This window comes from Candidatus Methylopumilus universalis, from assembly GCF_006365315.1.
In the GTDB taxonomy this organism is placed as follows: Bacteria; Pseudomonadota; Gammaproteobacteria; order Burkholderiales; family Methylophilaceae; genus Methylopumilus; species Methylopumilus universalis.
In genome coordinates, this window is sequence record NZ_CP040968.1 from 598,941 (window position 1) to 612,753 (window position 13,813).

The following is a 13,813-nucleotide window of genomic DNA, read 5'->3' on the forward strand; positions in this document are numbered from 1 at the left end:
TATAGTTATTTTAATCTATTTTTTTTCTTGATCCAATTATTATGCAATCATGCCGGCACCTACCGTATGGTAAGTGGATTCATCAATAATGATAAAAGCCCCTGTAGATCTGTTATTTTGGTAGGGGTCGGCCATAATAGGTTGCGCCAATTTAAATGTCACTTGAGCAATGTCATTCATACTTAAATTTGAAATAGCTTCATGAGCCAGTGTTTCGATATTCACTTTAAAATCGATTTTATCTAATTTGGCTTTAGATTCTCGAGAGGTATGGCGAATTAAATAAGTTCTCGATGAAGCCATAGGTGTCTCAGATAGCCAACACACCATCGCATTAATATTTTTTGTAGGCTCTATAGCATCATCTGACTTGATAATCATGTCACCACGTGAAATATCAATTTCATCTTCCAGAAGAATGGTCACAGATTGTTCGGAGATAGCTTTATTAATCTCTATATAACCTAATTGAATTGATTTTATTTTTGATTTGTATTGAGAAGGTAAGACTGTAATTTCATCCCCAACAGCAATGGATCCAGATTCAACTCGACCCATAAATCCTCTAAAGTCGTGGAGGTTATGATCATCGGAAGCATGAGGACGGCAAACGAATTGTACGGGGAATCTAAAGTTTTTATCTTTGCCTGCATAATCTGCGGATGTTTTTTCTAAAATATCGAGAAGTGTAGGGCCTTGATACCAATTTATGGATTCGCCGCGATCTACAATCATGTCTCCATTAAGAGCTGACATAGGGACAAATTCAATAGTACGATTTTCTGATAGTTTAATTTCCTTTGCAAAAGCTTTATAACTTTCGCAAATAGCTTTGTACTTACTTTCGTCGTAATCGATTAAATCCATTTTATTAATTGCGACAACAATATGAGGAATGCCAACTAGTTTTGCTAAAAATGAGTGACGTCTTGTCTGAGTGAGCACGCCTTTTCTTGCATCAATGAGGATAATAGCTAAATGCGCGGTCGAAGCTGCAGTCACCATATTACGTGTGTATTGTTCATGGCCTGGAGCATCTGCAATAATATATTTACGTGTACCTGTACTAAAGTATCTATACGCAACATCGATCGTGATACCTTGCTCACGTTCTGCTTGAAGTCCGTCAGTAATCAAAGATAAATCAACGGCTGTCATACCTCTTTTTTTAGAAGTTTTTTCAATTTGAGTAAGTGTATCTGTAAGAATGGTTTTAGTATCAAAAAGAAGACGACCGATGAGTGTACTCTTGCCATCATCAACACTTCCGCATGTCATAAAACGCAATAAGCTGTCTTGAATATTTTCTTGTGACATTTTAGAAGTAACCTTCTTTTTTACGTTGTTCCATAGACGCGTCTGATGTTTGATCATCTAATCTTGTCGCACCACGTTCTGTGATAGTTGTACTCGCGGTTTCAATAATAATTTTTTCCACACTGTCAGCTACACTTTCAACTGGGGCTGTGCAAGTGATATCCCCGACTGTTCTATAGCGCACCATAATTTCTTCAACGACTTCATTATCTTTTTTGGGTGTAAGCGGTGTAATGGGAACAATGGCGCCGCTACGTCTCACAATGGGACGTTTATGCGCGAAGTAGATGCTAGGCAAACCTAATTTTTCTCGTTCAATATATTGCCAAACATCCATTTCAGTCCAATTGGAAATAGGGAAGGCGCGAATATTTTCACCCTTATGAACTCTTGCGTTATAGAGATTCCATAACTCAGGCCTTTGGTTTTTTGGATCCCATTGACCAAACCCATCTCTAAAGCTCATGATCCTTTCTTTAGCGCGTGCTTTTTCTTCATCACGTCTTGCTCCACCAATACAACAATCAAATTCAAATTCTGCAATAGCTTCTAAAAGTGTGACTGATTGATGTTTATTACGTGGCTCATCTGCTGTTTTTAAAACAACAGTTCCGCGCTTCATCGAATCTTCGAGAGAGCGCACAATTAATCTTTCATTAAGTTCTTTGGCACGAAGATCTCTAAATTGAATCACTTCATCATAATTGTGACCTGTATCAATATGAAGCAGAGGAAAAGGAAAGCGCCCTGGTCTGAATGCTTTTTCTGCTAACCTTAAGAGACAAAGTGAGTCTTTGCCGCCTGAGAAAAGAAGTACTGGATTGCTGCATTGACCAGCAACTTCTCTTAAGATATGAATAGCTTCAGACTCAAGCCAATCAAGATGCGTTAAATTTGAAAGTGTTGTCATATTATTTTACGTGTAGTCCACATTCTTTATTTTGAGGATCTTCCCACCACCAGCGTCCAGCTCTTACATCTTCTCCTTCAGAGACAGGCCTCGTGCATGGTGCGCAACCGATGCTTGGATAAAAATAATCATGAAGTGCGTTATAAGGCACTTCATAGTGTTTAATATAAGCCCAAACCTCTAGCTCACTCCAAGCGCTTAATGGATTCAGTTTTTGAGACTGATGCGCCTCATCAAATTCTTCTTCTTGAAGCGTTTGTCTTGTTTGAGATTGCTCTTGTCTCATGCCTGTGATCCAAGCTTTTTTATCCTTTAAAGCGCGACTTAAGGGTTCAACTTTTCGAATACCACAACACGATTTCCTTAAGTCTAACGAATTATAAAAAGCATTGATGCCATTTGTATTGACATAGTTTTCTACTTTTTCTTGGTTAGGGAAATAAAGTTTAATTTTGAATTGATACTTGTCTTCTACCATTTGAATTAAATTATACGTTTCAGATGGCAGCCTTCCTGTGTCAATAGAAAATATCTCAACATTAAGTTTATTTTTTTGGATGAGATCAACAAGCACCATGTCTTCAGCCCCCAAACTATTTGCAAAGGTGACAGAGTTATGTTTTTCAATATTCTTTTGAATAAGTGAAATGACTTTTTCTGATTTTTCTTTAATCGTTTTAATAAGTGCATCATTAATATCGATTTTATCGATATGTTTTTTCTGGAGCTTTATAGGTTGGATACTCACGAACGCACCTTCCTTTTCCAGATAGGCTCTTTAATATCGACAGCGCCCTGATATGGATCACTAAATGACTGAAGGGCTTTTAATGCCTCATTGGCATCTTTGCCTATTTTAATGAGGTAGCTATCGAATCCTGAACGTTTTAGGTAAAACAATTGATCTTGTAGGACATCACCAAAAGCTCTTAATATATTTTTAAACTGGTAACGTGAGCGCAGTAAATTGCCCAATGTAAATATGCGCCCATCTTGAAATCGTTCCACAAATACAGCAATGAGTGGAAATACATTAATGTCTTTTTCTAGAACTAATAATGCATCTAAGGTTTCATGTGTCGCTATCCACAATGCAATTTCTTTATTTTTAAGTCTTACCTGCAATGCATCACGATTTTTTAGATATACACTTAATGGCAAAATAATTTTTCCATTTTGCGGGATGAGCGTTTCATTGATTTGTAAGTCAGTAGGTAGTGATTCACCAGTTAATTTAAATAACACTACTTTACCCGCTTGTTTTTTCACTTCTTCATTACCACTTGGCAAGCTTACAAATGTCCATTCATCTTCTACAATGGACTGATTGAGAATAAGCTGAGAATTAAGCATAAACATGCTCTTTAAAAGGATTCACACCTAAGCGTCTTACAGTGTCTATAAATCTTTCTTCAGGGTTGCGATGTTTAATATAAACATCAATAAGTTTTTTAACGACACCAGGCATTTCTTCGGCAGCAAAAGAAGGGCCTATCACAGAACCTAAGCTTGCATCATTGCCTTGTTTGCCTCCAATAGTGACCTGGTACCATTCAGAACCGTCTTTATCAACCCCTAATACGCCGATATGGCCAATATGATGATGTCCGCATGCATTCATACAGCCTGAGATATTAAGTTCCAACTCTCCAATATCATGAAGGTAGTCAAGATTATCAAAAGCTTCTTGAATAGAAGTTGCAATTGGAATACTTTTCGCATTAGCAAGCGAACAGAAGTCCCCACCAGGGCAACAGATAATATCTGTTAATAAACCTATATTAGGCGTAGCTAATTGATGTGCTTTTGCTTTTTCCCAAACCTTAAAAATATCTTGTAATTTAACATCCGCCAAAATGAGGTTTTGTTCGTGCGATACACGAAGCTCACCAAAGCTATATTGCTCTGCAAGTTCAGCCACAATTCTCATTTGGTCTGACGTCGCATCACCTGGAGCTAAGCCGTGCGGTTTTAGGGACAAGGTAATAGCTCGATAACCTTTTTGTTTGTGAAGATGAACGGATCTTTTCGCCCATGATGCAAAAGCTTTATTATTTTGAATAGCTTCATCATAAGTATCATCTTGATCATTTAATTTTTCATAAGGCATTGCTGTAAAAAATTTTGCAATGCGATTTAATTCAGATTCATCAATGGTATTTGGTGAATTTTTTAAATGGTGCCATTCTGCTTCCACTTGTATTTTAAATTCTTCAATACCTAAAGCCTTCGCTAAAATTTTAATGCGTGCTTTATAGATATTATCGCGACGTCCATGAAGGTTATAGACACGAATAATAGCTTCGCAATAAGTGAGCACATGCTCCCATTCAAGATGTTCACGGATAATAGATCCAAGAATAGGTGTTCTACCTAAGCCTCCACCCACCCATACACGAATGGCCATCTTTTGATCTTTATCATAATAAAATTCAAGCCCAATATCGTGAGCTTGCACAATCGCACGATCTTGTTTACTGCCTGACACTGCAATTTTAAATTTACGCGGTAATAATGAAAATTCTGGATGGAAGGTACTCCATTGTCTTAAGATTTCAGCAATTGCTCTTGGATCAATAATTTCGTCAGGTGCCACACCTGCAAATTGGTCAGTAGTGATGTTGCGAATACAATTTCCTGATGTTTGAATAGCATGCATTTCAACTTTAGAAAGCTCTTCTAAAATATCAGGCGTTTCTTCTAATTTGGGCCAATTGAGCTGAAGATTTTGTCTGGTACTAAAATGACCGTAACCTCGATCAAACCGATCTGATATGTCTGCCAATTTACGTAATTGCTTTGAAGATAAAAGACCGTAAGGAACTGCAATACGAAGCATAGGTGCGTGACGTTGAATGTATAGACCATTCTGTAGACGAAGCGGTCTAAATTCATCATCGGTAAGCTTACCGCTTAAATAACGTGATGTTTGATCGCGGAATTGCGCAACGCGTTCATTGACTATGGTTTGATCGATATTATCGTACTGATACATAATTTTTTTTAATGCTTAATGAAAAATAAGTTTCTGGCCAACATAAATTAAGATCAAAGCCAATACATAGCGAACAGATTGCTCGCTGACTTTAGAACTTAAATGACTGCCTATATAAATGCCTGGAATTGAACCAATTAAAAGGACGCCTAGAAGTGAGTAATCGACGGTGCCTAAACTTGCATGGCCTATCCCAGCAACAAGGGTCAATGGTACCGCATGTGCAATGTCGGTTCCAACAATTTTTGTAATGCCAATTTTAGGGTAGATAAGCAATAAAGCTGTGACACCAAGTGCACCTGCGCCGACCGAAGTTAAAGTTACTAAGCCACCTAAGATTAATCCTAGAAGAATGGTTGCTATCGCGATGGCACTATCCGTTTTCAAAAGAGTGACTTTTGATTTTTCAATGAGATAAGGCCTAAAGATCACAGCAATTGAAGTAAGTAATAGCGCAATACCTAAATAAAATTTGATGATATCGACAGCCCCTGTAGATGCCACATCAATTTGTCTTAGATAATATGTCGTGAGAATGGAAGCGGGGATGCTACCTACCATAAGTCTTTTGACAATTTTCCAGTCAATATTACCCAGTTTTCCATGCGCAAAAATACCAACAGATTTAGTCACTGATGCATAAAGAAGATCAGTGCCTACAGCAAGCGCTGGTTTGATGTGGAAAAATAACACGAGGATAGGGGTCATGAGGGATCCGCCGCCTACGCCTGTAAGACCCACTAATAGACCAACTATAAATCCAGAAAATATAAACCCAATATCCATTATTGCCCTTGTTAAAACATTAACTTTTTGGTGTTAAAGTGGACGTCACTATAGCAAGTTTTGATATTATAAAATAATAATATAATATTGTACCTTTATATCTTTTAGTTATATTGGATTAAGGAATGAAACTCCAACAGTTGCGCTGTATTCATGAGGTGGTCAAAAATGGTTTTAGCATTTCTAAAGCCGCCGAGGCATTACACACATCTCAACCAGGGGTCAGCAAACAAATCCAGCTTTTAGAAGAAGAGGTTGGCCTTCATATTTTCACAAGACATGGAAAACGTTTAGTAGGGCTTAGCGAACCTGGACAACATGTTTATCAGCGTATCAATGAAGTCATACGAGAAATCAAAAGCATTAAACAAGTCAGCGAAGAATTCAGTCAATCAAGCCTCGGTGTGTTGACTATAGCAACGACGCATACGCAAGCGCGATATAAGCTTCCAAGTGTTGTACAGGCTTTTATGAGTAAATATCCTGATGTAAAACTTAATATTCACCAAGGAAACCCGACACAAGTGACTGATCAGGTTGTGAAAGGCGAGGCTGATATTGGCATTGCGACTGAGTCCATAAGCCATAATGATAAATTATTTTGTTTGCCTTGTTACACATGGAATCGTTGTTTAGTGATGCCAGCAAAACACCCGCTTGCCAAAGAAAAAACAGTTACGCTCGCTAAACTTGCCACTTACCCTATCATTACTTATGACTATGCATTTACAGGAAGCACGATTGTGTCAAAAGTTTTCCATGATGCAGGCTTAAAGCCCAACATTGTCCTAACAGCGATTGATGCTGACGTTATTAAAACATATGTAAACCTGGGTTTAGGTATAGGATTAATTGCACAAATGGCTTACGACTCTAAAAGAGACCATGGTCTAGTCAGTATTGATGTGAGTCATTTATTTCCTACAAGTACAACCTATCTAGGTATTAGACGTGATGTATTTTTAAGAGGTTTTATGTATGATTTTATTGAAATGTTTATACCGGAGTATCCAAAACAAGTTGTTAAGAAACTTATGTTAGAACAGGAAAATATTTAATTTAAGCCCTTATGAACTCTGATGTAGAAATTAATCAAGCAGCACAATTAAAATCGATCGATGAGATAGTCAAATCACTTGATATCAAAATAGACGACTTATTTTTCTATGGCCCGTATCAGGCGAAATTAAAGCCTTCTTTCACAAGCTCTTTAAAAGAGCACAAGACATCTAAATTAATTTTAGTGACGGCAATGAGTCCCACACCTGCAGGCGAAGGAAAAACAACCACAACGATTGGCTTGGCTGATGCACTTTTTTCAATCGGTAAAAAATCAGCTGCATGTCTTCGTGAACCTTCTCTAGGCCCGATCTTTGGGATGAAGGGGGGCGCCACGGGCGGCGGTTATGCGCAAGTAGCCCCTATGGATAAAATTAATTTACATTTCACAGGTGATTTTCATGCCATTACATCTGCTAATAATCTTTTGGCAGCTCTGATTGATAATCATATTCATCACGGCAATGAACTCAATATTGATATCAATCAAATTTCTTTTAAGCGATGTCTTGATATGAATGATCGCGCTCTAAGACATGTCGAATTAAAGCTTGGTCAAAATCATCGAGATACAGGTTTCAATATTACAGTCGCAAGCGAAGTCATGGCCATTTTTTGTTTAGCAGAATCATTGGAGGACCTTCAAAATCGATTGGGAGAAATTGAAGTAGCCAAAAGATTAGATGCAACATCCGTTTATGCTAAAGATTTAAAAGCGCAAGGGGCTATGACAGCACTTTTAAAAGATGCATTTCAACCCAATCTGGTTCAGACATTGCATGGAGCACCCGCTTTTATTCATGGTGGCCCATTTGCTAATATTGCACATGGATGTAACTCAGTCATCGCCACAAAAACGGCATTGAAGTTAGCTGATTACGTGGTTACAGAAGCGGGCTTTGGTGCAGACTTAGGCGCTGAAAAATTCATAGATATCAAATGTAGGCAGTCGGGTATTAAGCCCGATATTATTGTTTTAGTGGCTACCATTCGTGCACTTAAATTTCATGGAGGCATAGCTGTTTCTGAATTAAATCAAGAAAATCTAAAAGCACTCGAACTTGGTTTTAATAACTTAAAGCGTCACATTGAAAATTGCTCAGAACATTTTGGACTAGATGTCATTGTTTCAATCAATCAATTTAGTTCTGATACAGAAAAAGAAATGACATGGCTTCAAAGCGCAGTAGATAAGTTGGGATTTAAAGCAATCCTTTGTTCGCATTGGTCGGACGGCGCTAAAGGTGCTAAGGATTTAGCTAACGCCGTTTTAGAAAAATTAATAAAACCTAAGTCTTGTAAATTTTTATATGAAGATCATCTAAGTTTAAAAGAAAAAATTACGACGATCGCTTTAAAAATATATCGTGCAAAAGAAGTTGAGTTTTCAGAAAGCGCCTTACAAAAACTTTTATTGCTTGAAAAAAACTATGCAAGTTTACCCGTTTGTATTGCTAAAACGCCTTATTCATTTTCAAGCGACCCTAAAGCACATGGGGCCCCTGAAAATCATACGCTCATGATAAGAGAATTAAGGTTAGCAAGAGGCGCTGGTTTTGTAGTTGCAATCTGCGGTGATCTTATGACAATGCCAGGACTTCCTAAAGTCCCTGCGAGTGAAAAAATGAGTGTAAACGCTCAAGGCCTTCTCGAAGGATTGAATTGAGGGGATGAATTATTTTAAAAGTATTTCAACACAAGAACAAACGATTCAAAAATCTAGGTTTATTGGATATACCTTCACAGGCGAAACAAAACAGGATATTTTGCGCACCCTACAATCTATCGCTAAAGAACATCCGCACGGAAGTCATTTAGCTTTCGCTTACCAACTCAAAACAGATCATGGATTTGAGCCTTATTATTCTGATGCGGGTGAGCCCTCAGGTACAGCTGGTAAGCCTCTATTGCAATTGATCGACTCTCACCAAATTGTGGGCGGTGGAATTGGCGTTATTCGTTATTATGGTGGCATTAATTTAGGCACAGGTGGCCTCACAAGGGCTTATGGCGGTACAGGAAAACTTGCTTTAGCCCATTCCGTCATCGAGCCTTATGTTGAATATATTAATATAAAATTAACTATAAATTACAATGAGTTAGATATCTATACTCATGTAATACATTCAATGAATGGAAGTATTTTAGATAAAGTTTTTAATGAAAAAGTAAATCTTTCGATCAGGCTTCCCGAAGGAGAGTTCGGTAAATTAAAAGCGCGCTTTCCTATGGTTGATATCAACCACTTTTAATATGTTTAATCATATAAAAACCTTAAAAAAACATCCGTTATAATCAATGTATGCTTAATTTCATTCTTATTCTTCTCGTTCTCTTGTGCGCGCTAGCTGCCTATTTGTTATGGCGCTTTCAAAACCAATCCCCTGAAGCAGGAACATTAAAAGCGTTGGAAGAAAAACATCGTGAAATGATTGTAGGTTTGAACGATAGTTTAAATAAGTTGACCGATCGTCTTAACGTGACACTTTCAGAGCAAGGCAAGATACAAGGTGAAATTATTCGTGACACGATGGATAGCGCCACCAACCAATTGAAAAATTTGCTTAACATGAGGTTGCAAGATATTGATAGCAAAGTTAAAGAAAGCTTGGAAGAGGGTTTTAAAAAAACCAACGATACATTTGATCGCGTGATGAAACAACTCTCTACGATTGATGAGGCGCAAAAAAAGATCGATGGCCTCACCAGTAATATTGTCAGCTTTCAGGAGCTACTAGGCGATAAAAAATCTAGAGGGGCATTTGGTGAAGTGCAGCTTGAAGGTCTTGTTCGCAATGCGTTACCACCCGACGCATTTGCAATGCAACATACATTATCGAATGGTAATCGAGCGGATTGCGTTCTATTTTTACCAGAACCAACAGGCAGTGTTGCAATTGATTCTAAATTTCCATTGGAAAGTTATAGAAAAATGTTGGATACCAGCTTACCGCCGGATGAAATTAAAAATGCGCAAAAGCAGTTTAAGCTTGATATCAAAAAACATATTCATGATATTGCGAGTAAGTACATTATCTCTAATGAGACATCCGATGGCGCAGTCATGTTTATTCCTGCCGAAGCCGTTTTTGCAGAAATCCATGCTTACCATTCCGATCTAATAGAAGAAGCCATGAGTCAAAGGGTATGGCTCGTATCCCCAACCACACTAATGGCTGTTCTTAATACAGCAAGAGCTGTCTTAAAAGACGTTGAAACACGAAAACAAGTTCATATTATTAAAGCAGAGCTTGGAAGACTTGGACAAGAGTTTGAGCGCTTTGATGTGCGTATGAAAAAATTAGCTGACAATATAAGACAAGCGCATGAGCACGCTCAAGACGTGCATGTGACAAGCCAAAAAATATCAAGACGTTTTTCTCAGATTGAACGTGTGGAATTGAAAGATGATCCAAATGCTTTATTAGAATTTGAAGAAGAGGTATACGTGAAGCAGCAGGAGCAAGATGAAAGTTAAAATCCTCTATTTCGCTAAAATTAAAGAATTGGTCGGTTTAGATAATGAAATAATTGAGCTGCCAGCAAGCGTGCTTACTTTAGAAGAGCTTAAAAATTATTTAATTTTACGAGGTGCCCCTTGGTCTGAAATATTTTTATCTAACAGTGCAACGAGATGTGCTTTGAATCAAAATTTAATGCACTCTAACTTCAATATAGAGGCGGGATCCGAAATAGCGTTTTTCCCACCTATTACAGGGGGTTAAATGGCAGCAAGAGTCCAACTTGAAAGCTTCGATTTAAACCATATTCTTTATGAAATGAAAAAAAACAATGCTTCCGTAGGCGCAGCAGTTTCATTCATAGGATTTGTAAGAGACATTCAAGGAAGCTATGAGTCAGAGCACTTAACTTCTTTGTACCTTGAGCATTACCCAGGCATGACAGAAAAATCACTTTTTGAAATTGAAAATAAGGCCCGTGAAAAATGGAATCTTGAAGACGTGTTTATTGTGCATAGAGTTGGAGAATTAAAATTACACGATCCAATAGTAGGCCTAATAGTTTTAAGTGCACATCGCAAGGATGCTTTTGAAGCTTGTGCCTTTATGATGGATTATATAAAGACAGAAGTGCCTTTTTGGAAAAAGGAGAGTACTAAAGAAGGATCCAGATGGGTTGAGGCTAAAGAAAGTGATAATGAGATGAAATTTCGCTGGAACAGCTAATTTATAATACACCTTAAAAATATTCTATATTATTCATGACTACCCTAATTATTTCATTTCTTATCTCATTTATTTTTTCCCTATTGATATTGAGGTATTCACATTTGCATGGGCATATATCTTTCGATCATGATAAAAAAGGTGTGCAAAAATTTCATTCGTTTGATACTCCAAGAATTGGCGGATTGGCGATTTTCATCGGTATCGCTTTTTCTATAGCCATTCAATTTTTTCAAGAACTATCTTTTGCAAATATCGGGTTAATTCTGGTCTTATCTTCCTTGCCAGTATTTATTTTGGGACTTTTAGAAGATGTTACAAAAAAAATTAGTGCGTCTTATCGATTATTAGCCGCATTTATTTCAGCTTTTTTGGCTTGTTATTTTTTAAATACTTGGCTAACAAATATACAATTTATGAGCATAGATCTACTGTTAAAGATTGCTCCCATTTCAATTCTTTTTACTTGTTTTGCAGTTGCAGGCGTGACACATAGTGTCAATTTAATTGATGGTTTTCATGGCATAGCAAGCATGATCGGTATATTCATATTATCAGCCATTGTTTATGTAGCTTTCAAAGTATCCGATGTAACTATTCTCATGTTAGGTATTTCAGTGATTGGAGCAATTCTAGGTTTTTTTGTTTTAAATTACCCTAAAGGCTTTATCTTTTTGGGCGACTCAGGTGCCTACCTTATTGGATTTTGGATTGCTCTATTATCTTTGCTTTTGGTAAGCAGACATGAAGAGGTTTCAAATTGGTTTCCTTTTTTATTGTGTTTTTATCCCATATTTGAAACTTTGTTTACAGTCTTTCGTAGATATTTCATCAAAAAAACTAGTCCAGGCTTACCAGACTCATTTCATTTACACCAATTAATTTATAAGAGAGTGTTGCGTTGGATTGTGGTTGATAAAAATGATAAAAATAAAAAAAATTCAATGACAGCGCCGTATCTTTGGGCTTTGTCTTTAGTTTCTATTATTCCTGCTATTCTTTTCTGGAAGAGCCATCAAATTTTAAAAATTTTCGCTTTTATGTTTGTCTTGTGTTATCTCTGGCTTTACGGAAGCATTGTTCGCTTTAAGACGCCTAAATTTATGATAAAGAGGAAGTGAGATTTTGATGACTATAATTAAAAAAGCTGTTTTCCCCGTTGCTGGTCTTGGAACTAGATTTTTACCAGCGACCAAAGCCAACCCAAAAGAGATGCTCCCTATTGTTGATAAGCCCTTAATTCAATACGCCGTTGAAGAGGCTGTTAAGTCAGGTATTACAGAATTAATTTTTGTGACAGGCAGAAATAAACGATCTATTGAAGATCATTTTGACAAAAATATAGAGCTAGAGGCGAGCTTAAATAATTCGCACAAAACAGAATTATTGAAATTAATTAATTCAATTATTCCGCCCCATGTTTCATGTATTTATATCAGACAATCCGAGCCGCTTGGTTTGGGACATGCTGTCCTTCAAGCTAAGCCAGTGCTTAATAATGAGCCATTTGCTGTGATATTAGCTGATGACCTCACTGACAGTTACGAACCCGTCTTGGCGCAACTAATTAATCAATTTACTAAAAAAAATGCTTCTATTGTTGCAATCGAAAATATCCCAAAAGAAAAAACCTTTCAATACGGAATTGTTGATGGGAAATCCATAGATGGTAAATTGGTTCAGATTGATACGATTATAGAAAAACCTAAACCTGAAGATGCGCCATCAACAATGGGCGTTATAGGTAGATACGTTTTTTCTCCATTAATTATTGAACTGCTTGAAAAGGTTAATCCTGGTAAGTCAGGCGAGATTCAATTAACCGATGCTATTCATTTGCTATTAAATCATGAGCCTGTCTATGCCTATAATTTTGAAGGCATTAGATATGATTGTGGGGATAAATTAGGTTTTATGAAGGCAAATATTGAGTTTTCAAAAAAACATCCAGAAATAGGCCCAGAATTTATTCAGTATCTAAAATCTTTAACCTAACATGGATTTTTTTCAGTCTATTTTAAAAGAATCATCAGTTTTATATTCCAATCAAGAAATTCATCTTGCAATTAAAAGCATTGCTAAAGAAATTAATCGGGATATTCAGAGTGATGACCTCTTTGTCTTAACTGTGATGAATGGAGGATTATTTTTTTCAGCGCACTTAATTCCACTCCTAAAACATAATATTTATCATGACTATATCCATGCAACTCGCTATGGCAATGAAGCGCATGGCGGATTTCTTCATTGGATAAAAGAGCCTGAGGAGATTATAAAAGGAAAAAATATATTAATAGTTGATGATATTCTTGATGAGGGTATAACACTTTCAGAAATTATCTCAAAATGTAAAAAAATGGGCGCTATCAATATTTTTTATACAGTACTTTTTAATAAATTAATTGATAAAGAGAAAAGCATTTTTCCTGTCTATCATGCCCTAAATGTTCCCAATAAATTTGTTTTTGGTTTCGGCTTGGATTACAAAGGCTTTGGAAGAGCCCTTGCTGATTTGCATATGATAAATTAGACATGAAATCATTTAATTACCCTATTTAA

At 36.8% G+C, this 13,813-nt stretch carries 15 protein-coding genes; 9 read left to right on the plus strand and 6 right to left on the minus strand.

Annotated features, from left to right (window positions below):
* Window positions 1-39: 39 nt before the first annotated feature.
* The 6 genes from FIT79_RS03255 to FIT79_RS03280 are packed head-to-tail and all read right to left on the minus strand — an operon-like array spanning window position 40 to window position 6,008.
* Entirely contained in the window at window positions 40-1,317 is a 1,278-nt protein-coding gene (locus FIT79_RS03255; RefSeq protein ID WP_223259654.1) for a sulfate adenylyltransferase subunit 1, read from the minus strand.
* Between the two features lies 1 nt (window position 1,318).
* Window positions 1,319-2,227, minus strand: a complete 909-nt coding sequence (gene cysD, locus FIT79_RS03260) for a sulfate adenylyltransferase subunit CysD (RefSeq protein ID WP_139875598.1) — start codon at window positions 2,225-2,227, stop codon at window positions 1,319-1,321.
* Window position 2,228: 1 nt separating this feature from the next.
* Entirely contained in the window at window positions 2,229-2,975 is a 747-nt protein-coding gene (locus tag FIT79_RS03265) for a phosphoadenylyl-sulfate reductase (protein ID WP_139875599.1), read from the minus strand.
* Window positions 2,972-3,580, minus strand: coding sequence for a DUF934 domain-containing protein (locus FIT79_RS03270; RefSeq protein WP_223259655.1), 609 nt, complete (start codon window positions 3,578-3,580; stop codon window positions 2,972-2,974). The genes FIT79_RS03265 and FIT79_RS03270 overlap by 4 nt, the downstream gene beginning before the upstream one ends.
* Window positions 3,573-5,222 (minus strand): nitrite/sulfite reductase, encoded by a 1,650-nt coding sequence (locus FIT79_RS03275; RefSeq protein ID WP_139875601.1) that lies wholly within the window; start codon window positions 5,220-5,222, stop codon window positions 3,573-3,575. The genes FIT79_RS03270 and FIT79_RS03275 overlap by 8 nt, the downstream gene beginning before the upstream one ends.
* Before the next feature lie 15 nt (window positions 5,223-5,237).
* Window positions 5,238-6,008: a sulfite exporter TauE/SafE family protein gene (locus tag FIT79_RS03280; protein ID WP_139875602.1), complete on the minus strand. Its 771-nt coding sequence runs from the start codon at window positions 6,006-6,008 to the stop codon at window positions 5,238-5,240.
* Window positions 6,009-6,133: 125 nt separating this feature from the next.
* Between FIT79_RS03280 and FIT79_RS03285 the strand changes: the two genes are divergently transcribed.
* The 9 genes from FIT79_RS03285 (at window position 6,134) to FIT79_RS03325 (ending at window position 13,784) form a co-directional block, all read left to right on the plus strand.
* Window positions 6,134-7,066, plus strand: a complete 933-nt coding sequence (locus FIT79_RS03285) for a CysB family HTH-type transcriptional regulator (protein ID WP_139875603.1) — start codon at window positions 6,134-6,136, stop codon at window positions 7,064-7,066.
* An 11-nt stretch (window positions 7,067-7,077) separates the two neighbouring features.
* The gene (locus tag FIT79_RS03290; protein WP_139875604.1) at window positions 7,078-8,733 is read left to right on the plus strand and encodes a formate--tetrahydrofolate ligase; all 1,656 of its coding nucleotides are present in this window, start codon (window positions 7,078-7,080) and stop codon (window positions 8,731-8,733) included.
* A gap of 4 nt (window positions 8,734-8,737) precedes the next feature.
* Window positions 8,738-9,319, plus strand: a complete 582-nt coding sequence (locus FIT79_RS03295; protein WP_139875605.1) for an IMPACT family protein — start codon at window positions 8,738-8,740, stop codon at window positions 9,317-9,319.
* 50 nt (window positions 9,320-9,369) lie between these two features.
* On the plus strand, window positions 9,370-10,545 hold the full coding sequence (locus tag FIT79_RS03300) for a DNA recombination protein RmuC (RefSeq protein ID WP_139875606.1): 1,176 nt from the start codon (window positions 9,370-9,372) through the stop codon (window positions 10,543-10,545).
* Window positions 10,535-10,792, plus strand: coding sequence for a molybdopterin converting factor subunit 1 (moaD, locus tag FIT79_RS03305; protein WP_139875607.1), 258 nt, complete (start codon window positions 10,535-10,537; stop codon window positions 10,790-10,792). Before FIT79_RS03300 ends, moaD begins: the two co-directional genes overlap by 11 nt.
* Window positions 10,793-11,254 (plus strand): molybdenum cofactor biosynthesis protein MoaE, encoded by a 462-nt coding sequence (locus tag FIT79_RS03310; RefSeq protein ID WP_139875608.1) that lies wholly within the window; start codon window positions 10,793-10,795, stop codon window positions 11,252-11,254. It begins immediately after the preceding gene.
* Between the two features lie 104 nt (window positions 11,255-11,358).
* Window positions 11,359-12,375: an MraY family glycosyltransferase gene (locus FIT79_RS03315; RefSeq protein ID WP_223259656.1), complete on the plus strand. Its 1,017-nt coding sequence runs from the start codon at window positions 11,359-11,361 to the stop codon at window positions 12,373-12,375.
* Window positions 12,376-12,382: 7 nt separating this feature from the next.
* Window positions 12,383-13,249 (plus strand): UTP--glucose-1-phosphate uridylyltransferase GalU, encoded by an 867-nt coding sequence (galU, locus tag FIT79_RS03320; RefSeq protein WP_139875610.1) that lies wholly within the window; start codon window positions 12,383-12,385, stop codon window positions 13,247-13,249.
* A 1-nt stretch (window position 13,250) separates the two neighbouring features.
* Window positions 13,251-13,784 (plus strand): hypoxanthine-guanine phosphoribosyltransferase, encoded by a 534-nt coding sequence (locus tag FIT79_RS03325; RefSeq protein WP_139875611.1) that lies wholly within the window; start codon window positions 13,251-13,253, stop codon window positions 13,782-13,784.
* Window positions 13,785-13,813 lie beyond the last annotated feature (29 nt).